Annotated in this window: 23 protein-coding genes; 9 read left to right on the top strand and 14 right to left on the bottom strand. The window is 59.9% G+C overall.

Annotated features, from left to right (window positions below):
* Positions 1–46: 46 nt before the first annotated feature.
* Positions 47–640, top strand: coding sequence for a GNAT family N-acetyltransferase (locus FKM97_RS10275; protein ID WP_144292332.1), 594 nt, complete (start codon positions 47–49; stop codon positions 638–640).
* Here FKM97_RS10275 and FKM97_RS10270 read toward each other — a convergent pair.
* From FKM97_RS10270 to FKM97_RS10255, 4 genes are read right to left on the bottom strand one after another with little or no spacing between them, the layout of a single operon-like run.
* On the bottom strand, positions 572–2677 hold the full coding sequence (locus tag FKM97_RS10270; protein WP_144292331.1) for a hypothetical protein: 2106 nt from the start codon (positions 2675–2677) through the stop codon (positions 572–574). The two genes, FKM97_RS10275 and FKM97_RS10270, sit on opposite strands and share 69 nt — an antisense overlap.
* A complete protein-coding gene (locus FKM97_RS10265) occupies positions 2674–5502 on the bottom strand; it encodes a DUF4159 domain-containing protein (RefSeq protein WP_144292330.1) in 2829 nt (942 codons plus the stop codon). The genes FKM97_RS10270 and FKM97_RS10265 overlap by 4 nt, the downstream gene beginning before the upstream one ends.
* Before the next feature lie 2 nt (positions 5503–5504).
* Positions 5505–6428 carry a DUF58 domain-containing protein gene (locus FKM97_RS10260; RefSeq protein WP_144292329.1) on the bottom strand — a complete coding sequence of 308 codons (924 nt, stop codon included), beginning with the start codon at positions 6426–6428 and terminating at the stop codon, positions 5505–5507.
* Positions 6429–6434: 6 nt separating this feature from the next.
* The gene (locus FKM97_RS10255) at positions 6435–7433 is read right to left on the bottom strand and encodes an AAA family ATPase (protein ID WP_144292328.1); all 999 of its coding nucleotides are present in this window, start codon (positions 7431–7433) and stop codon (positions 6435–6437) included.
* A 218-nt stretch (positions 7434–7651) separates the two neighbouring features.
* Between FKM97_RS10255 and FKM97_RS10250 the strand changes: the two genes are divergently transcribed.
* From FKM97_RS10250 to FKM97_RS10230, 5 genes are all read left to right on the top strand, one after another.
* On the top strand, positions 7652–8218 hold the full coding sequence (locus tag FKM97_RS10250) for a DUF1285 domain-containing protein (protein ID WP_246105047.1): 567 nt from the start codon (positions 7652–7654) through the stop codon (positions 8216–8218).
* 1 nt (position 8219) lies between these two features.
* The gene (locus tag FKM97_RS10245) at positions 8220–8867 is read left to right on the top strand and encodes a CoA pyrophosphatase (protein WP_246105019.1); all 648 of its coding nucleotides are present in this window, start codon (positions 8220–8222) and stop codon (positions 8865–8867) included.
* The gene (locus FKM97_RS10240) at positions 8857–10125 is read left to right on the top strand and encodes a CCA tRNA nucleotidyltransferase (protein WP_144292326.1); all 1269 of its coding nucleotides are present in this window, start codon (positions 8857–8859) and stop codon (positions 10123–10125) included. The genes FKM97_RS10245 and FKM97_RS10240 overlap by 11 nt, the downstream gene beginning before the upstream one ends.
* 84 nt (positions 10126–10209) lie before the next feature.
* Entirely contained in the window at positions 10210–12528 is a 2319-nt protein-coding gene (locus tag FKM97_RS10235) for a xanthine dehydrogenase family protein molybdopterin-binding subunit (protein ID WP_144292325.1), read from the top strand.
* An 11-nt stretch (positions 12529–12539) separates the two neighbouring features.
* Positions 12540–12893, top strand: coding sequence for a cupin domain-containing protein (locus FKM97_RS10230; RefSeq protein WP_144292324.1), 354 nt, complete (start codon positions 12540–12542; stop codon positions 12891–12893).
* Positions 12894–12924: 31 nt separating this feature from the next.
* Here the strand turns inward: FKM97_RS10230 and FKM97_RS26535 are convergent, their stop codons facing one another.
* The 9 genes from FKM97_RS26535 to FKM97_RS10185 form a co-directional block, all read right to left on the bottom strand.
* Positions 12925–13839, bottom strand: coding sequence for a lytic transglycosylase domain-containing protein (locus tag FKM97_RS26535; protein WP_246105046.1), 915 nt, complete (start codon positions 13837–13839; stop codon positions 12925–12927).
* A gap of 279 nt (positions 13840–14118) precedes the next feature.
* The gene (locus FKM97_RS10220; RefSeq protein WP_144292322.1) at positions 14119–15051 is read right to left on the bottom strand and encodes a ribose-phosphate diphosphokinase; all 933 of its coding nucleotides are present in this window, start codon (positions 15049–15051) and stop codon (positions 14119–14121) included.
* Between the two features lie 127 nt (positions 15052–15178).
* Positions 15179–16273, bottom strand: a complete 1095-nt coding sequence (locus tag FKM97_RS10215; protein ID WP_144292321.1) for a hypothetical protein — start codon at positions 16271–16273, stop codon at positions 15179–15181.
* A gap of 207 nt (positions 16274–16480) precedes the next feature.
* Positions 16481–17272, bottom strand: coding sequence for a peptidoglycan editing factor PgeF (gene pgeF / locus FKM97_RS10210; protein ID WP_144292320.1), 792 nt, complete (start codon positions 17270–17272; stop codon positions 16481–16483).
* Positions 17269–18372, bottom strand: coding sequence for a class I SAM-dependent methyltransferase (locus tag FKM97_RS10205; protein WP_144292319.1), 1104 nt, complete (start codon positions 18370–18372; stop codon positions 17269–17271). Before FKM97_RS10205 ends, pgeF begins: the two co-directional genes overlap by 4 nt.
* A complete protein-coding gene (gene lgt / locus FKM97_RS10200; RefSeq protein ID WP_144292318.1) occupies positions 18369–19202 on the bottom strand; it encodes a prolipoprotein diacylglyceryl transferase in 834 nt (277 codons plus the stop codon). The genes FKM97_RS10205 and lgt overlap by 4 nt, the downstream gene beginning before the upstream one ends.
* 45 nt (positions 19203–19247) lie before the next feature.
* Positions 19248–19661: a DUF1489 family protein gene (locus FKM97_RS10195; protein WP_144292317.1), complete on the bottom strand. Its 414-nt coding sequence runs from the start codon at positions 19659–19661 to the stop codon at positions 19248–19250.
* Between the two features lie 6 nt (positions 19662–19667).
* The gene (locus tag FKM97_RS10190; RefSeq protein WP_144292316.1) at positions 19668–21311 is read right to left on the bottom strand and encodes a L,D-transpeptidase family protein; all 1644 of its coding nucleotides are present in this window, start codon (positions 21309–21311) and stop codon (positions 19668–19670) included.
* 140 nt (positions 21312–21451) lie between these two features.
* A complete protein-coding gene (locus FKM97_RS10185) occupies positions 21452–22354 on the bottom strand; it encodes a branched-chain amino acid aminotransferase (protein ID WP_144292315.1) in 903 nt (300 codons plus the stop codon).
* 355 nt (positions 22355–22709) lie between these two features.
* On the opposite strand from FKM97_RS10185, the gene FKM97_RS10180 reads away from it, so the two are divergent.
* From FKM97_RS10180 to FKM97_RS10170, 3 genes are read left to right on the top strand one after another with little or no spacing between them, the layout of a single operon-like run.
* Positions 22710–23153, top strand: coding sequence for a MarR family winged helix-turn-helix transcriptional regulator (locus FKM97_RS10180; protein WP_342783550.1), 444 nt, complete (start codon positions 22710–22712; stop codon positions 23151–23153).
* A 21-nt stretch (positions 23154–23174) separates the two neighbouring features.
* Positions 23175–23861 carry a response regulator gene (locus FKM97_RS10175; RefSeq protein ID WP_144292314.1) on the top strand — a complete coding sequence of 229 codons (687 nt, stop codon included), beginning with the start codon at positions 23175–23177 and terminating at the stop codon, positions 23859–23861.
* A gap of 27 nt (positions 23862–23888) precedes the next feature.
* The gene (locus tag FKM97_RS10170; RefSeq protein WP_144292313.1) at positions 23889–25274 is read left to right on the top strand and encodes an ATP-binding protein; all 1386 of its coding nucleotides are present in this window, start codon (positions 23889–23891) and stop codon (positions 25272–25274) included.
* Between the two features lies 1 nt (position 25275).
* Here the strand turns inward: FKM97_RS10170 and FKM97_RS10165 are convergent, their stop codons facing one another.
* The gene (locus FKM97_RS10165; RefSeq protein WP_144292312.1) at positions 25276–25629 is read right to left on the bottom strand and encodes a tRNA-binding protein; all 354 of its coding nucleotides are present in this window, start codon (positions 25627–25629) and stop codon (positions 25276–25278) included.
* Positions 25630–25632: the final 3 nt, after the last annotated feature.

The following is a 25632-nucleotide window of genomic DNA, read 5'->3' as shown; positions in this document are numbered from 1 at the left end:
GTGCGGAACTCTCCTCTGAAACCATGTTGCCTTGGATCGTGCGGATATGACCACTACCCCTTTTACGCTGGAGCTCCAGCGGCCCTCCCACCACCATGCTGTGGAGGAGTTGCTCGACCGGGCCTTCGGACTCGATCGGCGGACCAAGACGTCCTATCGCCTGCGTGAAGGCGAGGACCTTCTCGATGAGCTCTGCATGACTGCCTGGGCGGGAGATCGGCTGGTAGGCTCGATCTGGTATTCTCCGCTCAGGATCGGTCCCGCTGGCACTCATGCTCTATTGCTGGGGCCGCTGGCGGTAAGTCCCGATCTTCAGAACTGCGGAATTGGGATGAAGCTGATGCGGGCAACTCTCGCTGATGCCGCCGATCTTGGCCACCAGCTCGTGATATTGGTGGGTGATGAGCCTTACTATCAGCGCGTGGGGTTCAGCCGGGTGCCCGATGGCCGCTTGATGTTGCCTGGCCCGGTCGACCCAAAGAGGCTCTTGTATCGGGAATTGACAGCGGGAGCCTTTAGAGACGTCGGAGGGTTGGTGTTGGGTCCTAGGCGCTGGGCGCAAGTCCAAGATCTATCGTCCCTCGCGATACCAGGTCAGCCCCATCAGGCCCAGAAGCAACGCGAGCGCTGCCAGAGTTGAGAACAACGGTACGTCGACCACGTCGCGGATCCGATAGGCGCCATTGTCCTTTAACCCCAGCCAGCCGGAACCGGCCATCACTCGACCCGCGGCGACTTTGCGCAGTCGCGGGATCTCTGCGGAAGTAGGGCTGCCGGTGCGATCTGCGAGCCAGTAGATTCCCCCTCCGGTCGCGTCGGTGATCGGCTGGAGCTTCGCATCGGTGGCAGCCACCTCTTCGGCTTCCTTGGGATCGGGGCTGCCGACGGCGGCGACAGATGAAATTTTGCCGTCAGTAAGGCGGTGAAGCCCGACCTCGTCGACGGTCACCTCGCCACGCCAGATCCCAGGTTCGGTCTCCGTGAGTTTGACGACATTTTCGTCTCCCGATGGCTTCGCGACCGTGACGTCCGCTGCCGTGTCGGCCATCGTCCGTCGTTCAATGACCAGCCGCGACCCGTCATGCCGTCCGATCAGGGCTTCCTCCTCGAGATCGGGTTCCTTCATCAGCCAATGGGCAAGCCGACGCAGCAACTCCGATTGCGGGCCGCCGCCGTCATATCCGCGGGCCCAAAGCCAAGCATGGTCGGACAGCAGCTGTGCCACGCGACCCTCATTGTGGCGCGACAGGATCATCAGCGGCTTGTTATCGGGACCTGACATGACGGCATCGCCAGCCATCTGATCGACGTCGATCAATCGGAACCAGCGTCCCCATGACGGCGGCGATTGCTCCGAGCCGGGTAAGTCGCGGGTCACCGGATGCCGCTTGCCCTGCTCGGTGATCTCGGGCTTGAACGGCTCGACGGTCATACCGCCAGTTGGCGCACTCGGCAGGACGGTCGACAGAGGCGATCGGTAGAGACTGAGCGGCGAGGCGAAATCCGGCCCTGCCGCCAACAGCACGGCACCTCCATTCTCGACGTAATTGACGACGTTGGAGATATAGATCGCAGGCAGTACGCCGCGCCGTTGATAGCGGTCGAAAATGATAAGATCGAATTGATCGAGCTTTTCGGAGAATAATTCCCGAGTGGGGAATGCGATCAGCGACAATTCTCGGATGGGGGTGCCGTCCTGCTTTTCCGGGGGGCGCAGAATTGTGAAGTGGACGAGGTCGACAGAGGCATCCGCCTTCAACAGGTTGCGCCAGGTGCGTTCCCCGGGATGAGGTTCACCTGAAACAAGGAGGACCCTGAGCCGGTCGCGAACGCCCTTGGTCTCCACGATGGCGCTGTTGTTCTGCAGCGACAACTCGTCCTCAAGCGGTGCGGCCGTGAGCTCGGTGAGCGTGGGGCCGCCCCGCTTGATGGTGATGGGCAGTTCGAAAGTCTGCCCGACGGGGATGGTCAGCCCTTCCATAGTTTCGCCGTTCACAGTGACGGCAATGTCCACGTCCCCTGTGGCAGGGATATCGCGGCCGGTCTGCTCAACCCGGAATTTGACGATCTGGCGCTCGCCGACGATGCCGAAACGAGGCGCCTGCTCGACGACGATACGGCGGTCCCGTTCGCCGCGTTCTCCCGTGATCAGCGCATGGACTGGTCCCTGGTAGCCCATTTCGGCGAGGCTTTTCGGCACGTCATGGACTTGCCCGTCGGTCACCATGATGGCCCCGGCGAAGCGGTCAGGCGGCACATCCGCCAGCGCGCCATTGAGTCCGTTGAACAGTTGCGTGCCGGTCTCAGCGGAACTGAGGCCGGAGCGCACCGTCACGGTTCGGACGTCCAAGGCGGGCACAGTCTTGAGATCCTGGGCCAGCATGTCGGCGGCGGCTTTGGTCCGTGCCTGGCGATCGCCAAGCCTTTGGCTCTGGCTGTCATCAATGACGACGACCGCGATATCCGCCAGTTGATCGCGCTCTTCTCGTCGCACGGATGGATTGAGAAGCGTGAGCACCAGGAGCGTCAGCATCGAAAGCCGCAACAGCGCGCCCCTGCTGCGAGCAAGGAGGCCGCCTAGCACCAAAAGCAGCCCGATCCCGCCGAGGACCGCGATCACGGCAAGAGGGGCCACGGGGGAGAGAGAAAAGCTCCAGTCGAAGATAAATCCGTTCATTGCCCGAGCCTCTCCAGCAAGGCAGGCACATGCACCTGATCAGCCTTGTAGTTTCCAGTGAGGACATACATGACGATGTTCACACCAGTGCGATAGGCGAATTCCCGCTGTCGGGGGTCATTGGGCACCGTCGGAAACATGGGCCCGCCGCCCGCGTCAACTGCCCAAGCGGAGGCGTAGTCGTTAGATCCGATGATCACCGAGGACACACCGTCGTAATTGGCCGAACCTTCCGGCGTGCCGGAGCCGGAGGCCTCGACCCATAGCGGGCCACCGGACCAGCGGCCCGGAAAGCTTTGCAGAAGATAGAAGGCCTTGGTCAGCACATGCTCCGGCGGCACGACCTCAAGCGGTGGCACGTTGACCGAGCTCAACACGCGCCGGAGAGCTTCCGTGGCGGGACTCGCACTCCCCGTGAGGTCTTGCAGGTCCGATTGATGGTCTCGGGTGTCGAAGAGGATCGTGCCGCCATTTTTAAGATACGCGTCGACCTTACCGGCGGCCTTAGGAGACAAAGACGGCGCATCCGCGGTGACGGGCCAATAGAGCATGGGATAGAAGACGATGTCGTCGCTTTCAACATCGACACCGACCGGCGCCGCAGGCTCGATTGCAGTCCGTTGCAGGAGCACCTCCGTAAGGCCCTTGAGGCCGGCCTCACTGATCGAATCGATCTCAGAGTCACCTGTTCTGACGTAAGCAAGGCGCGTATCGAGCGACGCCTCCATATCAGCGGCGTCGTTTGCCGCAGGCGCTGCAGAACTCGTCTGCGCGTGGCCGGGCACGGGCGAGATCAGCACAGTGAGCCCGATAATCAGCAGAGGTGCACTGCGAGCGAAACGTCCGCGCAGCTGTGCCATCGAACCTGATAGGATCAAGACGGCGAGGGCGTCCAGCAAGAACAGGATCATGGCCGCGAGCAGAAGGGGCCCTGTGAAGGCGATGCTCTCTGCGGGCCGATAGGGCAGGGTGGTCACCCCGGATGGAAGGCCGCCGATCAGTCTGAGCTCCGGCGCGTTCTCGAAAAGGTTCAGAGCTCGAGTGAGGCCGTTTCGGCCATAGAGTCCCGCCGGATGACGCGGGCTTGGTCGGGTCTGATCGAAGGCTGCCTGGGTGATGGGACGTGCATCGACCGGAGGATCGATGAACTCACCGAAACCTCCCAGGGCGCGCGTCGGCGCGAAGGCAGCATTGTCGAGGCCTGATGTCTGCCGTGCCTGATCTTGCCCGGTAGCGACCGTACCCTGAGCCATATCGAGGATGCGCCGAAGCATCTCCACAAAGACGCCCGACAGGGGCAGGTTCGACCAGTCGGTATTGGCAGTGACATGGAAGAGAACGATCATTCCGTCGCCACGCCGTTCCGACGTGACGAGGGGCGTTCCGTCTGCCAGGCGAGCCCAGACCTTGCTGCCGAGATCGGCAGTCGGCTGTGCTAGAACCTGCTTTGAGACGGTCACCTCCGGCGAAATGGTCAGACCCGCAAACGGGCTCTGCTCCTCGAAAGGCGCTATGGGCTGCGGCTCCTCCCAAGTCAGGGCTCCGCCCAAGGCGCGATCGCCCTCGCGGAGTTCTACGGGCACGAGGTCGTCATGCCCCGCTCCCAGCCTGGGTCCGGCGAACCGCACCAGAATTCCACCTCGATCAACCCACCCCTGAACCGTCTCGCGCTCGGCATCCGGAAGGCGGCCGATGTCGGCCAGAACGAGCATTGAGAGGCCAGCCTGAAGCGAGGTCGTGAGGTCTCGGCCGTCGCCGTCGACGGTCGTCAGCTCAGCGAACGGTTCCAGCGCGCGGCTGACATAGTAAAGAGGAGCCAGCAGGGGCTGGTTGCTCTCGATCGATCCGCTGGCGCTCAAACCAACGGTTTTCCGCCGCCAGCGGTCATCGAGCAGGTAGACGGCGCCGGCGCTGCGCTCTCCTTGGATTTCGACCCGCGTCACTTCATTTCGCAGTTGCAATGGGAGCTGGATCACGCCGGTGGCGCGCGTTTCCTCGTTTCGAAATGTCAAGGGCGCCTCGGCCAGGCTCCGGCCATTGGCTGCAAGGGCACGCACCACCACCGTCTGCGGTGCTCCCGAGCCGGCGCGGGTGGCTGTGACGGAAAGGCCGTTCACATCCAGCGCCGGCGAGCCGAGCGCCATACCGGTCTCCGTCGAACTCGGCAACAGCACGCGGACGGAAGAGCCACCACCCAGCTGAGTCAGCGCCTCTGCGAAAGCACTCGCCCGCCCGTCGTCGAGCCCGTCGGCGAGCCAAATGATGTCGAGCGGGTCCTGCGTTCCCAGACCCTCGCGAAGGCGCTCTGCGAGGGCCATGCGGTCCGCTGCCAGAGCTCGCGGCTGCAGACTGGACACTTTGTCCACAATCTCGGCCGCAGCCTTGGCTTCTAGCGCGGGAGGCACATCGCTTGGTGACGTCGTGACCAGAATCACCGGTTGATTGTTCTGTCGCGCTCGGTCCACCTCATTGGCAAGGACTCGCAGCTTGGTCTGCCAGGTTTTCGCAGCCGCCCACCCGTCATCGAGCACGATCAGCATGGTGCCGCGACCGGCTGCGCCGGCAGCGTTCCGGTCAATCACAGGCCGCGCGATCGCAAAGATGAGGCAAGCGACCAGCAGGATGCGCAAAAGCGTCAACCACCATGGTGTCTTGTGGGGAGTCTCCTCCTTGGCAATCAGCCCAAGCAGGAACCGCATTGGCGGGAAGCTGACGCGCTCCGGCCGCGGCGGAGTGAGCCGCAGCAGCCACCAGACGACCGGCAGCAGCAGCAGCGCCCATAACGCAGCGGCCGTTTGGAAGGTGATGATGCCCAGGGTCAGCATAGCTAATCCCTAACCGCGGCGGAACCGCTGGCGAACGAGGCGGACAGGAGTCCGTAGAGAGCGAGCATCGCCTGCTGCGGCGGTCGGTCTGTATGATGCAGCGTGAAGGTCCAGCCGAGGCGGCGCGCCAGATCCTTAAGACCCTGCCGGTGTTCTTCGATTCGCTGACGATAGTCCTGGCGCACGCTCTCGGCGCGTCCGACGATGAAGCGCGTCAGGCCGCTCACATCTTCGAACTCCTTGCGCCCTGTATAGGGCAAAGTCTCTTCGGCCGGATCGAACACCTGCACCAGATGGCCCTTGACGTCACGGGCTGCAATGGCGCCGATCCGGATTCGAAGTTCATCGATGGGCATCAGAAAGTCGCTGATCAGAACGACGCTCGAATAGCGCGGTGGATGCGTTCGAGGGGGGAGACCCGAAAGGTCGTCCACATCCGTGGCGGCATCGATCGCGGCGAGTTTTGACAGTGCATTCCGTGTGAAGACGGGGCTCCGTCCGCTGCCGAGAATACCCACACGTTCTCCGGCGGAAAGCATGAGCGCCGACAATGCAAGCAGAAGGACCTGGGCACGGTGACGCTTCGTGACGGGAGCAAGCCTCGATTGAAATTCCATGGCCGCTGATGAATTGGCCCACATCCAAATGGTATTCGCCGCTTCCCACTCGTTCTGCCGGACATAGAGCTGGTCTGATCGAGCCGATTTACGCCAGTCGATGCGGCTGGCTTCCTCCCCCTGCCGGTACTGCTGGAACTGCCAGAAACTTTCTCCGGTGCCGGGCCTGCGCCGACCATGAAACCCCTGCGCGACCGTATGGGCGATACGGTCCGCTTCCACCAGCAGCGCGGGATAGGCATTCGCCAGCCGTCCGGCAGCCTCGAAGGGATCAGTTGACCCGGCTCGAAATGCGCGCTGGACTGCCACGCTGAACTATCCCAATGCCGAACAGAGACGCGAGATCACTCCATCCAGGGTCTCGCCATCCGCGCGCGCAGCAAAGGTCAGCGCCATGCGGTGACGCAGCACGGGGTTTGCCAAGGAAATGACGTCGTCGACGGACGGAGATAATCTGCCCTCCATGAGACAACGCGTGCGTACCCCGAGCATCAGCGCCTGACTGGCACGCGGGCCTGGCCCCCAGGCAATGCCGTTGCGGATGAACTCGTCCGCGTCAGGGCCCGGCCGGGCCGACCGCACCAATTTGAGGATTGCATTGACGACGGCATCGCCGACAGGGACCAGCCGTGCCAACCTCTGGATCGACAGCAGTTCGTCCGCCGTCATGACCGCAGTGGCGAGAGCCTCGGCGGGACCGGTAGTGGCAAACAGCATGCGCCGCTCCGCTTCGAGATCTGGATAGGGCACATCGATTTCCAGAATGAAGCGGTCGAGCTGCGCTTCTGGCAGGGGATAGGTGCCCTCCTGCTCGATGGGATTTTGCGTCGCCAGCACATGGAAAGGTCGAGGCAACTCGTGACGCACCCCTGCCACGGTGACATGTTTCTCTTGCATCGCCTGGAGCAGCGCCGACTGCGTGCGAGGCGAGGCGCGGTTGATCTCGTCGGCCATCAGCAACTGGCTGAACACCGGACCCTTGATGAAGCGGAAATGGCGTGCGCCGGATTCGCTCTCCTCAAGCACCTCGGCGCCGAGGATGTCCGACGGCAGGAGGTCCGGCGTGAATTGTACCCGCTTTTCCTGAAGTCCCAGTACCCGTCCGACGGTTTCGACGAGTTTGGTCTTGGCCAGTCCGGGGAGGCCCACCAACAGCCCATGGCCGCCGCTGATGATCGCGGTCAGTGTCAGATCGATCACGGGCTGCTGGCCGAAGATGACTTGGCCGATGGCCTCTTTGGCGCGCACCAGCTTTTCGCCTGCGCGCTCGATGTCCTCGACGACGTGAGTGTCGGCTTCGTTGATGCTCTGCATGTCAACCACTATAGTTTGCCAATGGTACCAAGGAAGCCTGAACTTTCTGCATAGCAATAAGTTCTTGAAGAGAGGGCTTGCAACCGCGCACGAGAACAAGTTCAGGTGAACCGAGCATCTAGTGTGACGGGCGAGTTGGTTCTTAGAAAGGTGAACAGAATCACATGCACGTGAGAGGCGAGAAGGTCGCACCCCCGAGAGCCGATGTCAGTGAACCGATGCGGGGCCTGAAGGAAGCCACGGCGGAGACGGGTAAGGTGCGTGGGCTGCCGCCGGTCGATCAGTGGAATCCTCCCTTTTGCGGCGACATCGACATGCGCATCGCCGCCGACGGCCTTTGGTATTACATGAATTCGCCCATCGGGCGGAAGCCGCTGGTACGACTTTTCTCGACCCTGTTGCGCCGCGACGACGATGGACGCACCTATCTGGTGACGCCGGTAGAGAAGGTGGGAATTGCGATCGATGATGCGCCCTTCGTGGCCGTCGGCATGGAAGTCGAGGGTCGTGGTCGAAACCAGGTGCTCCATTTCACCACCAATGTAGACGATGAAGTGAGCGTCGATGAAGCCCATCCGCTACGGTTCGCGGAGGAAGCGGGAACGGGCGGTCTGAAACCCTATGTGCTGGTGCGGGGCCGGCTCGAGGCACTTGTCAATCGCGCATTGTTCTACGACCTCGTCGATCTTGGGGAGGTGCAGGAATTGGAAGGTGTCGACTGGTATGGGGTGTGGAGTGCAGGACGCTTCTATCCGATGGCCCGGGCGGCCGAAATAGGTCTCTGACTTGACGGACGTTCTTCCTCGATTCCATGTGGATCAATTGCGTCGCCTTGGCAGAACCAAGCTGCGGCCCCTGGATGATCATTCCAGTCTCGGGGTAACTCTGCGCGGCGATGGTGACCTGGAGCCGACCTTCGTACCGCCCGCCGACCAACCGCATCGCGCTGCAGCAGTCTTGGTGGGGTTGATCGACAGCCAGCACGAGGCAAATGTGCTGTTGACCTTGCGGACTGAGCATCTGTCCAGCCATGCCGGGCAGATCGCTTTTCCAGGCGGCAAGATGGAGCCTGGGGAAACCAGCCCGCTTGAGACGGCTTTGCGGGAAGCCCATGAGGAGACGGGCCTGGAACCCTCCTTTATTGAGCCCGTCGGATTGCTCGACCCCTATCTGACGGGCACCGGCTTCCGGATCGAGCCGGTCGTCGCGATCATCCGTTCTGGTTTCACGCTGGCCCCCGATCCGGGTGAGGTGGCCGAGGTGTTCGAGGTTCCGCTGAACTTCCTCATGGACCCGATCAATCATCAGCGTCACGAGCGCCTGTGGAAGGGTGAGATGCGACGCTATTATGCAATGCCGTACTTGGAACGTTATATCTGGGGCGCGACGGCCGGCATTCTCCGCAACCTGTATGATCGCCTCTATGGCGAATAAGGTCGATATCCCATTGCGTCTGGTCCTTGAAGACGAAGAGTGGCTAAGCGATGTCCGGCTGCAGTCGATTTTCGATGCTCTGACTGCGAGCGGTGCGACGGTCCGGGTGGCGGGCGGCGCCGTGCGCAATGCCCTGCTTGGCTTTCCGGTGACGGATGTCGACCTTGCGACGACCAGCCCTCCCGACGAAATCCTTCATCTTGGGGAGAAGGCCGGACTGAGGACGATCCCGACGGGAGTGAAGCACGGGACAGTGACTGTCCTCAGCGTGAGCACGACGCCGCTGCATGTGGAAGTCACGACGCTTCGCAGAGATGTGAGGACCTTTGGCCGCCATGCCGAGGTGGCATTCACCGATGATTGGTTGGCGGATGCAGCCCGGCGGGATTTCACAATGAACGCTCTCTATTGTGATAGGAGCGGAGAAATCATTGATCCTCTCGGTGGTTACCGTGATCTGATCGCAAAAAGAATCCGCTTTGTGGGTGACGCCCGGGCCCGGATCGCCGAGGACTTTTTGCGTATTCTTCGCTTCTTCCGCTTCATTGCCCAATATGGCGAGGGGCCGATCGACCCACAGGGATTGGCTGCCTGCCGGGAGCTCAGAGAGGGGCTGGACGGGCTTTCACGCGAGCGCATACGCCAGGAGTGGTGGAAGCTGGTTGCGGCGGATCGAGCGGAATTCGTCGTGGAGGCGATGGCGGATGCGGGAATACTGGCCCATGTGCTTAAGTCCGACACCGATCTCAACGCCTTCAAGCGCCACATCAAGATAGAGTCATTTCTGCAGCTTAAGCCGGATTCCTTGATGCGAAGCTTTAACCTTTTCCCTTGCCGCGGGGCGGATGTAAAACTGTTGCGTGAACGGCTTCGCCTGACCAATGAAGAGACGACGCGGCTGGAGCGCCTGATGGCAGCCGGTCGAGTGACGCCAAAACTCAGACCGGCAGAGCGCCGGGCCGTCCTGTATAGACTGACGCCTCCGACATTTCGCGATGCGGTCCTGAGCAGTTGGGCGCAGGGTGGGGAGCCGACCGAGGATCCAGACTGGGCGGCATTGTATCGGCTTGCAGATGACTGGCAGGCCCCTGCTGTGCCCTTGGGAGGGCGCGATCTTCTCGCTCAAGGCATCCCACCGGGAAAGGAGATCGGGGCCCTTCTGGCAAGTCTCGAGGACTGGTGGATCGCAACGGATTTTAAGGCCACGCGCGAGGAACTCCTGGCCAAAATCCCGGCCATGCGTCAATTTCAAGGGTGAACCGCGTCGACGGGGCTTGACCCAGCCTGTGACCAGCGCGCAGTTTGCTCGCTTCAATCCTGCCCCTCCCATACTAGGTGCTTCATGCAAAAATTCGCAGTCGGGCAAGCGGTGCGTCGCCGCGAGGACGATCGTTTCATTAAGGGCGCTGGGACCTATCTCGACGATATGGTGCTGCCCAACATGGCTCACGCCGCCGTGGTGAGGTCGCCGCACGCCCATGCGCGCATTCTCTCGATAGACACGGCGGAGGCGCTGGCAGCCTCGGGGGTCTTGGCCGTTCACACAGCGGCGGATATCCATGCTGCCGGCTTAGGGATATTACCGACGATCACCGGCTTCCCCGGCCTCGACAAGGACGGTCTTCGCCATCCGCCGCGTTACGCCTTGACGGGGGATGTGGCCCGCTTCGTTGGCGATCCCGTAGCCTTCGTGGTGGCTGAGACTCGGAGCCAGGCTCGTGATGCCGCCGAGCTCGTCATGGTGGACTATGAGGATCTGCCGTCCCAGACCGTGACGGCCACCGCCCTGGATCCGACCGCCTCCCTGGTCTGGCCGGAATTCGGCACCAACCGTTGCTATCGGTTCAACAAGGGCGATCGTGATGCTACGGACGCGGCCTTTGCCGGTGCTGCCCATGTCGTCCGGCTGGACCTTCGCAATAATCGATTGGCGCCGGCAGCCATCGAGACGCGCTGCGCCATTGGCGACTGGGATGCAGCACTCGAGCAATATGTTTTGCACGTCTCCGGTCAAGCCGTGCACAGCCAGCAGTCACAGATGGCCGGTCATGTCTTCAAGGTCGACCTGCACAAGATCCGCGTCTCGGCACCGGACGTTGGCGGCGGCTTCGGGGGCAAGAATTTCGTCTATCCTGAGAATGTCATGGTGATGTTTGCCGCCCACAAACTGGGGCGGCCGGTGAAGTGGGTTGCCGACCGAGCTGAGAATTTTTTGGCTGAGATCCATGCCCGCGATCATGAGAGCCACGTGGAGCTGGCCTTCGATGCCGATGCTCGAATCCTCGGTCTGCGCGTGCATACGATTGCCAATTTGGGAGCTTACTGTTCAAGCTACGGCACAATCATTCCGTCGCTGTCTACATTTCAACCGATGGGCGGTGTCTACTCGATTCCACAGATCGACTTGGAGGTCCACGCCGTCTTCACGAACACTGTGCCGGTGGATGCCTATCGCGGTGCGGGGCGTCCCGAAGCGGCCTATGTGATCGAGCGAACCATGGATATCGCGGCGGCAGAGCTTGGCCTTGCGCCTGATGAGCTTCGGCGGCGCAACTTCATCTCCCGGTATCCCTACACAACGGCCTTGGGCTCCGTAGTCGATTCGGGTGATTTCGGCGGCACTCTGGAGCGGGCCCAGAATGCGGTAGACTGGGAGGGCTACCAGGAGCGCCGACAGGCCTCGGCAGCACGAGGTCGTCTGCGCGGTCGGGGGCTGGGCTGCTATATCGAGGTCTCCCTTGGGGCGCCATCGGAGGAGCCTGAGATCCGCTTCGAGAAGGATGGCGACGTGACCCTCCTTGTCGGCACACACTCCACGGGGCAGGGTCACGAGACCGCCTATGTCCAGATCGTCTCGACCGAACTCGGCATCGATCCCGAGCGGATCCGCTTCGTACAGGGGGACACCAATCTGGTGCCGACGGGGGGTGGCCATGGCGGTTCTCGATCTCTTGTGATCGGCGGCAGTGCCATGTTTCTGGCGGCTGGCGAAGTGCGCGAGAAGGCGCGGGTGGCGGCCGGACATCTGCTGGAAGCCTCCGATCGTGATCTCGTCTTTGAGGATGGAACTTTCACCATCATCGGGACGGATCGCAAGATCAATATTCTTGAAATCGAGCAGCGGCTTCGCGAGGCATCGGAAGTGCCGGCGGCGGTGCCAAGGACCTTGACGACTCGCAGGCACTACGAGCGCTCCGGCATCAACTTTCCCAACGGCTGTCATATCTGCGAGGTCGAGATTGATCGCGAAACGGGTCACGTCGGGATCGATCGCTATGTGGTTGTCGATGATTTCGGTCGGATCGTGAATCCACTCATTGCCGGGGGGCAAGTCATCGGAGGCACTGTCCAGGGCATCGGTCAGGCTTTGCTCGAGGACGTTCTCTATGATCTCGACAGCGGCCAGCTGGTAACCGGCAGTTTCATGGATTATGGCATGCCCCATGCGGATGATGTCTCTGACATCGATGTGACCTTCAACGAGTCAGCTCCGACGCCGAGCAACCCCCTAGGCGTCAAAGGAGCGGGCGAGGCGGGGGCCACGGGAGCACCTCCCGCGGTTGTCAACGCCGTGATGGATGCACTGAGCCCTTTCTCTGTCCGTCATCTTGACATGCCCTTGACGCCGGAGAAGGTCTGGCGCGCGATGAACCAGAATTGAGAGGAAGACCCATGGGAATAATTACGCTCGACCGCCATGCACCGGACAGTCCGAAGCCCGAGGCGGACCGGCCGGGGAAGGTGATTTCCGGCAACCCAACCAACATCACCTGGAACTTCACCGAGCATGAGGATGGGCGGCTCGTCTCCGGCATGTGGGAATCGGAGGTTGGCAAATGGGAAGCAAGCTTTCCTGAGTGGGAATTCTGTCACATCATCTCGGGAGAGGTGATCATCACTGTGGGCAATAAGGCTACGACCTATCGCGCCGGTGATGCCTTCGTGATGGAGCCTGGGCTTGTCTGCACGTGGGAGGTCACTCAGAAGCTGCTGAAGCATTACGTCATACTGGCGCCGAAGGGCTGAGTCGATCCTTCGACGCCGGTTTCGGCCTGAGCTAGTTGGCAGCCATGTGAGCATTCACGAAGCTCACATAGTTGCGGGTATAGGTGATGGATTCCCAGGCCCACATGTTTCCGGGTCCAGCGTTGTAGCAGCCGATGGTTGCTGCAACGCTTTTTTTGGCCTTGTCATGGCACATGTTGAGATAGATCGTGCCGAGCTTGACGTTGTTCTCGGGAATCTCGAGCCAATCGACGAAGCCCGAGGCGGACAGGTCAGCGACGCTGGTGAAACCGTTCTCCCGGGCCAGCGCCCGGCCGGTCGACGGCAAGATCTGCATCAACCCGACTTCCCCGCGACTGCCGCGAGCTTTGGGATCGTAGCGGCTCTCTCTGGTGATAACGGCATCGATCAACGTGATCGGAAGGCCTGTCGGTCGCAGCGTATCCGCCACCGGCAAATATTTGGCGCGACGCGCTCCAATCCCATCGGTGTCGATGCTGGCTGTCTCATTGAGCGATGTCTTCTTTCCGCTATTGGCAACCGATGAACGCGCCGCGGAAGTGTGCTTGCGAACCTTGGTTCTCTTGGTGGCAGTTTTAGCCTTGGATCGAGCGGCGACGGCCACCTTTGACGCTCTTGCTTTCCGCGCCGTGGCTTGTTTAGCCACCCGCGACTGAGGTCTCACGGTTGCAGTCCGAACTTTCTTGGAATGCTTGGCTGTCGACTTCTTGCCCGCCTGCTTCGGCGCAACGGCTTTGACGGTCTTGGTCGTCTGCAGGGAAGTGCGGCTTGTACTCTTTTCTGCGAAATTCGTGATGGCGCTCTGCGGCTTCGCGGAAATGGCTTTTGTCTTTTCGGCCTGCGCGCCTGAGGTAAAAATTACCACGGTGATCATGGTGATCATCGTTCGTAAAATCATGCAGTTCCGTCTCCTTCGGACATGCGCGCAAGCAGAAGGCTCGGTCATGGACAAGAAAGATTGTCGCATGCTCGAAACCTGCCTCGGTTCTACTGACTGGAACCTTTTTGCCCCACACGCATTTATTTCAATTACGCTATAGGTTGGACTGATTGGTCAGCCGGTACGGCGATAGCGCGACGGGAATAGGGAGATTTTTGGACGGCTACAGGAAGAATTGCCTGTTTGGTGCTTTCCCAGGGCAATTGTCGTGCTGACTGCGTAAGTTAGGAAGTGCCCGAGCCGCCGCCTAATCGCCGCATTTGCACAACTCTTTCGGGAATTGCGTCAATCGAACAGGCTGGAAACCGATTCTTCTCGGGCAGTCCGGGCGATGGCTTCGCCAATGAGAGGCGCGATTGTGATGGCGCGAATGTTTCGAGAAACTCTTACCGCTTCCGTAGCTTGAATAGAATCCGTGATGACCAGTTGCTTCAGCGCAGAGGACGTGATGCGAGCGACGGCACCGCCGCTGAGCACGCCATGAGTGATATAGGCGGAAACCTCGATGGCCCCCTTGTCGATCAGCGCTTCAGCGGCATTGCAGAGAGTGCCGCCTGAATCCACAATATCATCGAAGAGAATGCATGAACGTCCCTCGACATCGCCGATGATGTTCATGACCTCAGATTCCCCTGGCCGCTCGCGCCGTTTATCGACAATCGCCAGCGGCGCTCCGATGCGTTTGGCTAGCCCTCTCGCGCGCACGACACCGCCCACATCCGGTGAGACGACTGTCACCAGGTCGCTCTCGAAGTTTTCCTTAATATCGCGCACCATCACGGGCGAAGCGAAAAGATTGTCGGTTGGGATGTCGAAGAAACCTTGGATCTGCCCGGCATGGAGATCGACCGTGAGAACCCGGTCGGCCCCCGCCCGTGTGATCATGTTGGCGACCAGCTTGGCGGAAATCGGCGTCCTGGGCCCTGGCTTACGATCCTGGCGGGCATAGCCGAAATACGGGATGACGGCGGTGATGCGATGGGCAGAGGCGCGCCGCAGCGCGTCGATGATGATCAGCAACTCCATCAGATTGTCATTGGCCGGAAACGAGGTCGACTGCACCACGAACACGTCCTGACCGCGGACATTCTCCTGGATTTCGACGAAGACCTCCATGTCGGCGAAGCGACGCACAACGCATTTTGTCAGCGGCAGCTTCAGATAGGCGGCAATGGCCTCGGCCAGAGGGCGATTGGCATTGCCCGCTACGAGCTTCATTGAGCGTATCCTCGACAGGGTGTCTAACGCCCAAGCGGCGCGCGCGCTCTATAACAACCACTCCGGCGGCTGTAAACAACGCAGGGCCAGGATCAAGTGGCAGTGCAGCAGATGCCGACTGATACTCTTAACGCAATTTGCCGATCAGGTCGAAAATCCCCTGTGCGGCGGCCTCTGCGGCATAATCCGCAGTGAGGCCCCAATGGCCATCCAGCGAGCCCGCTGGCACCTGGTTGGCCTGCTTGACACTGCCAAGCACGTCTCCGGACGGATCCTTTACGGTCCATTCCAACGCCACTTGCTGGGCGCCGCCTTGAGGCGCGGCGACGCCGACTTGACCCTCGATGATGAGCGTTTCATCCCCAGCGCTTTGTTTCACAGGCCATCCCGCCCGCTTGAGGATGTTGACCAAGGAGGCTGCAAGCGCCCGATTGCCGTCGCCCGGTGCACCTTTCACGGTACTGACGGCGACGCTGGTGATTTCCTTCTGGCCAGGAACCTTCGTTTTCTCTGGTGCGGGGGTGGGGTCAGCCTCGATTTCATCAGGCGGTTGGGGCGGAACGACCCCGGAATCTATCATATCCTCGGCTGTGACTTGGCCGCGGGCAATCCGCATAGACAATTCATTGGGTCCGAGCATCGACAAGTCGATGGCCTTCTCCGCACCCGGACCGGCGCGCACGAAGGTTTCAACGGGTGGAGGCAAACCCGCGGTCTGCGTGAGATAGCCGCGTTCGCCGAAGAAGCCGGAGAGACTTTCCGCCAGATGCATGGCGACCCGCCTCAGCATGAAATCATTGACCTTGTCCCAGGGGTCTCCGGTCTCGGGCTTGACGGCTTCCACAGCGGCACCCTTGGGAATTTGTATGACCTCTTGCCCGATAATTGCCGTGGCCTGGGGATCTTTGGCTCCCTTGACCTCCCAATTCCAGCCGACGGCAGTGCGGCCGTCCACAATCCGGGCCGAAACGGAGCCGGAGAGGCTGAAGACTTGTGCACTGGGAGGCGTCGTGAGCAGAGCGATCTGGCGGCGGTAGGTCTCGGCTGCAAGCGCTTGCAGGAACATCTCGTCCTTGCCGTCGGGCAATCCTGAGAAGGAGACGACCGTAATCCGCGGCCAAGCTTCCGTGTCTCTCGGTGACGCGAGAGTTCCGACCTCTTTGGCGAAGGGATGGTTACCAGCATTGCAGCCTGCCAGGATGAACAGAGAGAAAATAGCCATCAACCCAGCGCGCAGGCGGCTCATTCTAGATGGCGTGCAAAACCTGCCCCCCTGCCAATTCCCCAAGACGGCCCTCTCAAGACGATATTCTTGGTGCCTAGTCCAAGCGATGTTCGACCATCCGGTATGCACCTCTGATCTGCACCCTAAGATCCCTTTCCAGGGTGTCAAAGGCATGGCGACGCGTTCACGAACATGTTGGCGAGCTTACGAAGTTTGCCCCACGAAAACTTCGGGTCCAAGTGTAATCGCCGATAACTGACGGCCATAATCACTTTCCCCGCGATGTGTGGCGCGCCGATAACTGTAGAAATGGTCTTCGTCCCGATAGGTGCAGCGATCGATTCGATCGACAGAGCCGATGCCTTCGCCAATTAGCTGCGCCTCCACGTAGGCGGGGAGGTCCAGAAGAAAATGGTCGGGCCGAGAAGCCTCACTAAAGAACGGCTCATTAGCCCTGTCGCGGGCCAGGAAGGCGTCGCGAAGTTCCCGCCCCACCTCATAGACCGCACCGGAGATGGCTGGGCCCACAGCAGCGACAATATCTTCGCGCCTGGCACCCAGACGCTCCATCGCCAGGATTGTGTTGGAAGTGATGCCAGCCAAAGCGCCGCGCCAGCCCGCATGGGCTGCTCCAATCACCCTGCCGCGCCGATCGGCGAACAGGACTGGTACGCAGTCCGCCGTGGTGACGGCAATGGCGATATGCGGACGATCTGTCACCATAGCATCGCCCTTGGGTAGCCCTGACGTGCCCCAAGCCCGGGTGACGGTGATCACGTCGGCGCTGTGATGTTGGTAGGACGTAATGAGCTCATGGGGGAGAAGGCCGAGGGATGTGGCGACGATTTCTCGGTTGCGCAGGACCAATGACGGGTCGTCCTGAGAGCCGAGGCCACAATTCATCGTGGCGTAGATGCCGCTGGAAAAGCCACCAATTCGAGTGAAGAAGCCATGCCGGACTTCAGGGATCTTGATGAGGTTCTTTGCTTCGATCATAACGCCTCGCTGGTGAACGGAACCAGTGCCGGAAGCGAGGGATGCCACGCGGCCAGCACCTTGAACAGCTCTCCCATCCCGGTTGGCCCCGAAGCAGTCAGCCGGGCAGCTGCCGAATCGATCATGGCACGCTGCCTCTCATTGGCTGAACCCTTCAGCCGTTCAGCGCGGAGGGTCAAGCCCAACGCATTGAGGAACTGAGCTTGTGTCAGTGCACGGGAGACCTTGACGCCGGTCTGACGCAAGGCACGAGCCAGGGAAGCGAAGCTCACATGGGCGGTGAGATCGCAATCTCCAGGGTCCTCAAGAGGCGATACTGACCGATGCATCCGCAGCGCCTGTAGGCTGTCACCATAGGCAACTTCAACATATCCGTAATCGATGATCAGCAGCGCCCCGCCGTGAGCCTGTATGTGTGCCCCCACCTGTCCGGCCAAGGTCGTCTGGATTTCGCTGACTTCGAGGATCGTTCCGTCCTCGCGGGGGCCAGCCGGAAGAGCCCAGGAGGGAGGCGGAGCGGAATGGGGAATAAGCCCAAAGCCAAGAGTCCCGTCAGCTTTCACACCGACGCCGCGCTCCGACCATCCGTCGTGGCGCCATTCGAACTGCCGGATCGGCAACGCATCGAAGAACTCATTAGCAAGGATGATACAAGGGCCTTCTGGCACCGCATCTACGGCAGGATGCCATTGAGCGCCTTTGCCGGCCAAACGCTCTTGCTGTATCTGGATTAGAGTCGGGCTGGTCTCCACCAGGTGGAGGCGGACACTTTCGGCGAAGCCTGGAACCCGTTCGGCGATCCGTGCGATGTCCGCCATCAGCGTGCCCCGGCCCGGGCCAAGTTCGACGAGTCTGAGGAGCTCTGGAGAGCCCATCATCTGCCACACATTCGCACACCAGATGCCGATCAACTCGCCGAACATCTGGCTGATCTCGGGTGCCGTAATGAAATCACCACCGACACCGATGGGCTCGCCATGCATGTAATAGCCAAGCGTCGGGTGCGATAGACATAGCTCCATGTAACGGTCGAGAGGCAGGGGGCCATCGACTTCGATCCTATGACGGATCAGCTCTTCAAGGCGGGTCGGCGTGCTCATCTGGCGACGGGCACTGTGGGGAGCGCCTTCGCGCGCAGGATGAGCCATAGGCCGACGACCAGCATCGGTACCGATAGCAGCATCCCCATGGTGAGGCCGCCGGCAAGGAAGCCGATCTGCACGTCCGGCATGCGGAAAAACTCTACAAAGATGCGCACCAAGCCGTAACCAAATGTGAAGACGCCGGCGACCAGGCCCGGCCTTGCAAGGGCTTTCCGGCGATGGATGAGCCAAACAATCGCGGTGAAGAGGATAAGTCCCTCTAGCATGCCCTCATAGAGTTGACTGGGGTGCCGCGGCACTTGTTCGGGATCGGTGGGGAAGACCACGCCCCATGCGACGTCGGTGACACGGCCATAGAGTTCTCCATTGATGAAGTTCGCGATCCTTCCGAGAAGCAACCCGATCGGAGTGCCCGCGGCCGCGAGATCCAGCATAGTGAAGCCGCTGACCTTCCTGCGCCAGCCGAAGGCGACGACAGCGACGATGACCCCCAGAAACCCGCCATGGAAAGACATCCCCCCGTGCCAAACTTTGAAAATCTCGGTCGGGTTGGCCATGAAGGAGGGAAAATTATAGAACAGCACATAACCCGCACGACCACCGAGGATGACCCCCAGGGCCGCCCATAGGAAGAGGTCGTCGATGTCCGTCGGGGTCAACGGCGCCGCGCCGGTCCATAAAGACTGGCTCGAGACCAGACGGCGGACATACCACCATCCAAACAGGAGCCCGACGATATAGGCAAGGGCATACCAGCGAATGGCAAAGGGACCGACGGCAAAGATGACGGGATCAATGGCGGGGAAGGGGATCGCATAAAGCGGCATGAGAAGTCCTGTGCCGGAAAATGATGGCGAGTTGGCGACCGCTGCCTACAACAATCCAAGCTCCAGGAGTTCCTTGCGCATCTGCGGCGGAATATCCTCACCGATGGCAATGCCGAGATCATGTGGGATGTCCGCATGGTCGAAATAACGCCAGCCCTGAAAGGCTTTGCGGGGCGTGGGGCGCACGATCACCAGGGATGGGTCGAGCACGATTCGGCAGCGTGAGACGCCGTCATGTTCGACCAGACTGACCAGGTCAATGATCTCCTGGCGCACTTGGATCTGGCCGCGAATGACCCAATAAAGCGAGCCGCCGTCGAGCACGTCGTTTCGCCGCTTCGGAAACATGCGGGTTGTGTGGCCGATCTCTTCCCCGCGGGCACGCCGCTCAGCTTGCCACTGGACAAGATCATCGATCGAATCGCACCCGACGCACAGCTTGATGAGATGGAGGGTCATTTGACCTCAATTGACGACATCTCCGACCTTTCGCAACGCGACCAAAAGCTCCTGGTCGCGCCCATAGACATCCTTGCGGAAATTGACGGCGCGGTCTTTGTTCGCCCAAGCTGTGAGATAGGTGACATAGACCGGAATCGCCTTTTTGAGTCTAACCGCCTTGTTCCTGTTGACCTTCAGCTCCTGCTCGATGCGCTCCATCGTCCACGATGGATCATCGTGGCTGAGGATAACTTTTGCCAGTTCCTCTGGATTCTGTACGCGCATACAGCCATGGCTGAAGAATCGATTGTCCCGGTCGAACAAGCTCTTGGCGGGGGTGTCGTGGATGTAGATGTTGTATGGATTGGGAAACATGAATTTCAGTCGTCCCAGAGCATTCTTCGGTCCTGGTTTCTGGCGCAGGACGAATGGAAAGTTGCCGCGTCCGTAATTTGCCCAGGAGACGGAATAGGGACTGATCTCCGTTTCTCCCCGCACAACTTCGAAGTTCTGAGCAGCCAATGCGGCCGGGTTTGCCTTCAGCTTCGGAAGATATTCATTGACCGCGATCGATGTCGGGACGTTCCAGTAGGGATTGAAGACGATATAGCTCATCTTCTGCGTGAAAATAGGCGTCCGTGAGAACGGCTTACCCACGACAAGCTTGGCATCGTGAACTGTGCGGTCGTCATCGACGATCTTCAAATACTGGTCGGCGAGGTTGACGAAGACATAGTATTTGCCGGTGTCGTCCGGCATCCAGCGTCGCCGCTCCATGTTGAGAACAAGCTGGCGGATACGCTCCTCCACGGGCACGTTCAACGCTTCCAGCGTGCCGGGTCCGATGACGCCATCGGCAGTGAGGCCGTGACGCTCCTGGAAAAGCTTGACCCCCTCAACCACGGCGCCGTCGTAAAGTTCATTCATGTCCGGCGCTGAGGCGGACAGATCCGCTGTGGCGATCAGGAGCCTTCGGAGAAGCGGAGTCCGGGCATCGACAGTTCCCGGCTTCATGGTCGGGCCCTCTGGAAGCGACGGCCACCCGCCCCGGGCCTCGATGTCCCGATACAGCATCAGGGCCTCTTTGAGGCGCGCGTAATTGGCTGAAGCGGGCGCCAAGCTGTCGACATATGGCCCCATATCCTCAGCTTGCTCGACCCCGTCCAGCAGCGTCAAAGGCCCCGGGCCTTTGGGTTTGATGTGAATATCGGTCCCGACCTGATCGGGAATCACCCGCCCGACCGAGATGTCATTTCCGTAATCGATGAAGGATCGCGACAGCAGAAGGTCAAGCTCGGCAAGGCTTCTGGGATCCTGCGCGTCAATGCGCGCGGCGATCTCATTGGCTCGGTAATTGTTGGGATCGAGGCCGTCCTCCTCAGCAGCCCGGATGATATCCAGGAAGTCCTTAGCCTTGGCTTTCGTCCCGTTGTCGCGCACCCAGAGCGGCTTGAAGTCGCGTTCTTCATAATAGGTATAGACGCCGAAGAGCCTCTCATCCCCATCATCGGTCCCGATTGTCTTGGTGTCGGAGACGATGATCTGACGCAGCTCCGCGGCCACGGCGTCATTTGTGATTTCTGCCCGCAGACTTTGAGGCGCGCAGAAAAGGAGCGCGACTACAATGATCTGCGGCATCCAGCTGAGACGCCGCGTGGCGCTGCTCATATCCCACTCCCCAACCTTTAGCGTCGTGAGATTCTATAGTTCGCTTGAGCAACAGTCATCGCTAATCTGACGAGAAACGAGTAAAGGCGCCCCCTTTCAGGCGCGCCTTTGCTCAGATCACGAGAGTGTGAGGGCTTGGACTATTCCGCAGCCTGCACCTGACCGCTGGATTTGGGCCGGACAGCCGTCATGTAGTCTTCCATCAGGCTCTTGGTGATATCGCCGACCACGAACTTATAGGGACCGACCTCCGACACCGGGGTCACTTCTGCCGCCGTTCCGGTGATGAAGCACTGTTCGAAACCCTCCATCTCCTCGGGCATGATGACCCGCTCGATGATTTTGAGGCCCCGAGCTTTGGCAAGATCGATCACCGTGCGTCGAGTGATGCCGTCGAGGAAACAGTCCGGTGTCGGTGTATGCAGATCGCCGTCCTTCACGAAGAAGACGTTCGCACCTGTTGCCTCCGCAACCTGGCCGCGCCAGTCCAGCATCAACGCGTCTGCATATCCCTTTTTCTCGGCGGCGTGTTTCGACAACGTGCAGATCATGTAGAGACCAGCGGCCTTGCTCTTGCAGGGTGCCGTCCTGGGATCGGGGCGGTGCCAATCGGCAATGTCGAGACGGATGCCCTTGAGGCGCTCTGCAGGATCGAAGTAAGACGGCCACTGCCAAGTCGCGATTGCCACCTGGATTTTTGAAGACTGCGCTGAGACCCCCATCATTTCTGGCCCGCGCCACGCAAGTGGCCGGATATAGCCATCAACGATTTTCTGGGCTTTGATGAGCTGCCGGCAGGCGTCCTCGATCTCAGCCACAGTATAGGGGATCTCGAAGTCCAGGAGACGGGCCGAGTTGAACAAACGCTCGGTGTGGTCGATCGACTTGAAGATTTCGCCTCCATAGACCCTTACGCCCTCAAAGACGCAACTGGCATAATGGAGACCATGATTAAGGACGTGGAGCTTGGCGTCGGCCCAGGGAACCAGCTTCCCATTGAACCAGATGTGACCGTCGCGCTGATCGAAAGGCAGCACGCTCATCGTCCAAACTCCTCAAATTCCATAGGAGGTCCTTGGTCCGAGAACGACCAGGCCGCCGCGACATCCCTTCGACTGTGCCGATCGCTTCTTCGGCTTTCCAGCAAGCCTCGGCGACCACGCATCTCGCAGTCTTTAGTCCAAAGTAGCCCCTTAACGACACCACCAAACCGAAAAGGAGAGGAAGTTTCGCAGAGGGAGGCGTAGAAGTAACTATCGTTCCAAAATATGTCAATATGGCTTACATAATTTGGATGCGGGCCTTCCGCCTCGGATGGAGGTTATCATAGTTGGATTAGAAAGCGATACCGCGGCATCTGCCAAGCACGATGATGGTGACCGCGATCGATTGTTGAAGGTGATCGAGTTCCTGTTCTTCGCCTATCGGGACTTCGTTTCAGATCCCGATGCGATCCTCAGCGATTACGGCTTTGGGAGAGCGCACCATCGCATCCTCCACTTCGTCGGCCGCAATCCCGGCATACGCGTGGCAGAACTCCTTGATATATTGCGGATTACCAAGCAGAGCTTAGGACGCGTGCTTCGTGAGCTGATTGAGCAGGGATATGTTTATCAGGAGGAGGGCAGGGAGGATCGTCGCCAAAGGCTCCTCTACTTGACCCCACCGGGAGATGAACTGCGCTTGAGCCTGCTGGCCCCGCAGCTTCAGCGGGTGAAGGCAGCGATTGAAGCACTGCCGGACGGCGGCAAGAATTGCGAGCAGCTACTCTTCAACTTGATCAACGCTGAAGATCGTGAGCACGTGGCCCGTCTCGCAGTGCCGGATCGGCAGACTGGTTAGTTTCGCTCGGATAATAGCCTCATGAGCCTCAAGGACGAAGCATCCCATATTCTCATTGTCGATGATGACCGTCGCATTCGTGAACTGCTGAAGTCATATCTTACCAGTAATGGCTATCGTGTAACGGCCGCCGCTCAAGCTGACGAGGCACGTAAGGCGATGATGTCTTTCGCCTTCGATTTGCTTATCGTCGACGTCATGATGCCTGGCGAAAGCGGTTTGTCTCTGACCCGCTCTTTGCGGGAGACCAACGACGTTCCAATCTTGATTCTATCTGCTCTTGCGGAGAGCAGTGACAGGATCGAAGGACTGTCGTCCGGTGGGGACGACTATATCAGCAAGCCTTTCGAGCCCCAGGAACTGCTCCTGCGAATTGCCAATATCTTGCGCCGTAAAACAAAGGTTGCGGCTCCGATCCAGGATATTATGATGGGGTCTTGCAGCTTCAATCTGCAGCGAGGTGAGCTCAGGCGTGATGGCCAGACGGTAAAGCTCACCAGCCGAGAGCGTGATTTGCTGAGGCTGTTCGCAGAGCGCCGAGGTGAAGCGATAAGCCGAAATGAGCTTGCAGGTGAAAATTCCAGTGAGAGTGTTCGGGCCGTCGATGTGCAGATCAATCGGTTGCGGCGGAAGATAGAGGCCGATCCCGCGACACCGGTCTATCTGCAAACCGTAAGGGGTTCAGGCTATATTCTCTACACGGATTAGGATGCACGCGCTGAACAGGCGGCAAATATGAGTTCCATCACTGACGTCGGACCCGAGCGAGCAGTTCAGCCTGGGCTCTACTGGCGCTTCAACCGTTTTCTGGAGCGTCATCTGCCCGATGGTCTTTATCCCCGGTCGCTGATTATCATCATAACGCCCATCGTGCTCCTTCAGTCGATTATGGCCTTCATTTTCATGGAGCGTCATTGGGACCGCGTAACGAAACAGCTTTCGAAGTCGGTCGCGCGCGAAATCGCATTGATCGTGGAAGCCTATGACTATTATCCAAAAACCCCTGAGAATCGGGCGCATCTTCTCAGGATGGCAAATGACACCCTCGATCTGGGATTGAGTATTGTTGAAGGGCATGATTTGCCGCCGCCCGCTGAAAAGCCGCTCTTCTCACTGCTCGATATCAAACTCTCGAAATACATCGCCCGCTTTGTGGACAGACCATTCTGGTTGGATACCTTGGGACGGTCCGGCTATGTGGATGTCCGCGTTGAAGTTGCGCCGGGTATGATCTTCCGCGTGCTCACCAACCAAAGCCGGGCCTACGCCTCGAATACCCATATCTTCCTGCTCTGGATGGTCGGCTCCTCCCTGGTTCTTATGTTCGTTGCGGTCATATTCCTCCGCAATCAGATCAAGCCAATTCTCCAGCTGGCCGAGGCGGCACAGAGCTTCGGAATGGGGCGGGATGTGCCACCCTTCCAACCTCGCGGAGCTGCTGAAGTTCAAGTTGCTGCCCTGGCGTTTAACAATATGCGCGAGCGGATTGAGCGGCATGTGGAGCAGCGCACAGCCATGCTGGCCGGTGTCAGCCACGACCTCCGTACGATCCTCACGCGCTTCAAGCTCGAACTCGCCTGCCTTGGTGATACGCCACAGACCCAAGAACTGAAGCGTGATGCCGACGAAATGCAGGGCATGCTCGAGGACTACATGGCTTTTGTCCGTGGTGACGGAGGCGAACGGTCGGTTGACGCAGATATTTCCTCAATCGTAGCCTCTGTCGCCCGTATCGGGCAAAAGCGGGGCAGAGATGTACATTGTGCCGTCCCAGAAGAACTCTGGGCTCCCGTGAAGCCGAACGCCTATAAGCGATGCTTGGCAAATCTTGTGGGCAATGCCGCCCGGCATGCCGCCAACATCTCAATATCGGCATCGCTTGATGACAGGCATCTGACTTTGATTGTCGATGATGACGGTCCCGGTATTGCACCAAGCCAGCGGGAAGCCGTGTTCAGACCGTTCTTTCGATTGGATGATGCGCGTAATCAGGATGAGAGTGGCACGGGGCTCGGTTTGGCAATCGCTCGTGACATAGCAAGAAGTCACGGTGGAGACATTACCCTCGCCGACAGCCCCAAAGGTGGTCTGAGGGCGATTGTGCAGACGCCGGTCTGGTAGATCAGCAGAGACGGCTACCATTCGGAACGTCGTGGTCGATCCCGGCGAGCACGATGTGACCGTCAGCGTCGGTGAAACCCAGCGTAAGCACCTCTGACATAAAGGGCCCGATTTGCCGCGGCGGAAAGTTCACCACAGCGGCCACCTTTCGTCCGAGTAATTCCTCGATGGAATAATGGACGGTAATTTGAGCCGAGCTCTTTTTGACGCCGACGGGGTCTCCGAAGTCGATCAACAACCTGAAAGCGGGCTTTCGGGCCTGCGGAAAGGGCTCTGCCTGCACGATCGTGCCCACGCGAATGTCCACCTTCAGAAAATCATCGAAGGTGATTGCCGGCTCTACGACCCCCGCCATGCT

It is taken from the genome of Rhodoligotrophos appendicifer (genome assembly GCF_007474605.1).
Taxonomy (GTDB): Bacteria; Pseudomonadota; Alphaproteobacteria; order Rhizobiales; family Im1; genus Rhodoligotrophos; species Rhodoligotrophos appendicifer.
This window is presented reverse-complemented; position numbering and strand designations above follow the sequence as displayed.

Excerpts from the sequence above, each read along its gene's own strand:
- lgt (WP_144292318.1), bottom strand. The coding sequence starts at position 19,202 with ATGCCGCTTTATGCGATCCCCTTCCCCGCCATTGATCCCGTCATCTTT.
- FKM97_RS10230 (WP_144292324.1), top strand. The coding sequence starts at position 12,540 with ATGGGAATAATTACGCTCGACCGCCATGCACCGGACAGTCCGAAGCCC.
- FKM97_RS10275 (WP_144292332.1), top strand. The coding sequence starts at position 47 with ATGACCACTACCCCTTTTACGCTGGAGCTCCAGCGGCCCTCCCACCAC.
- FKM97_RS10175 (WP_144292314.1), top strand. The coding sequence starts at position 23,175 with ATGAGCCTCAAGGACGAAGCATCCCATATTCTCATTGTCGATGATGAC.
- FKM97_RS26535 (WP_246105046.1), bottom strand. The coding sequence starts at position 13,839 with ATGACCGAGCCTTCTGCTTGCGCGCATGTCCGAAGGAGACGGAACTGC.
- FKM97_RS10255 (WP_144292328.1), bottom strand. The coding sequence starts at position 7,433 with ATGCAGAGCATCAACGAAGCCGACACTCACGTCGTCGAGGACATCGAG.
- FKM97_RS10215 (WP_144292321.1), bottom strand. The coding sequence starts at position 16,273 with ATGGCTATTTTCTCTCTGTTCATCCTGGCAGGCTGCAATGCTGGTAAC.
- FKM97_RS10235 (WP_144292325.1), top strand. The coding sequence starts at position 10,210 with ATGCAAAAATTCGCAGTCGGGCAAGCGGTGCGTCGCCGCGAGGACGAT.
- FKM97_RS10270 (WP_144292331.1), bottom strand. The coding sequence starts at position 2,677 with ATGAACGGATTTATCTTCGACTGGAGCTTTTCTCTCTCCCCCGTGGCC.
- FKM97_RS10195 (WP_144292317.1), bottom strand. The coding sequence starts at position 19,661 with ATGACCCTCCATCTCATCAAGCTGTGCGTCGGGTGCGATTCGATCGAT.
- pgeF (WP_144292320.1), bottom strand. The coding sequence starts at position 17,272 with ATGATCGAAGCAAAGAACCTCATCAAGATCCCTGAAGTCCGGCATGGC.
- FKM97_RS10190 (WP_144292316.1), bottom strand. The coding sequence starts at position 21,311 with ATGAGCAGCGCCACGCGGCGTCTCAGCTGGATGCCGCAGATCATTGTA.
- FKM97_RS10185 (WP_144292315.1), bottom strand. The coding sequence starts at position 22,354 with ATGAGCGTGCTGCCTTTCGATCAGCGCGACGGTCACATCTGGTTCAAT.
- FKM97_RS10205 (WP_144292319.1), bottom strand. The coding sequence starts at position 18,372 with ATGAGCACGCCGACCCGCCTTGAAGAGCTGATCCGTCATAGGATCGAA.
- FKM97_RS10165 (WP_144292312.1), bottom strand. The coding sequence starts at position 25,629 with ATGGCGGGGGTCGTAGAGCCGGCAATCACCTTCGATGATTTTCTGAAG.
- FKM97_RS10265 (WP_144292330.1), bottom strand. The coding sequence starts at position 5,502 with ATGCTGACCCTGGGCATCATCACCTTCCAAACGGCCGCTGCGTTATGG.
- FKM97_RS10250 (WP_246105047.1), top strand. The coding sequence starts at position 7,652 with ATGCGGGGCCTGAAGGAAGCCACGGCGGAGACGGGTAAGGTGCGTGGG.
- FKM97_RS10170 (WP_144292313.1), top strand. The coding sequence starts at position 23,889 with ATGAGTTCCATCACTGACGTCGGACCCGAGCGAGCAGTTCAGCCTGGG.
- FKM97_RS10240 (WP_144292326.1), top strand. The coding sequence starts at position 8,857 with ATGGCGAATAAGGTCGATATCCCATTGCGTCTGGTCCTTGAAGACGAA.
- FKM97_RS10220 (WP_144292322.1), bottom strand. The coding sequence starts at position 15,051 with ATGAAGCTCGTAGCGGGCAATGCCAATCGCCCTCTGGCCGAGGCCATT.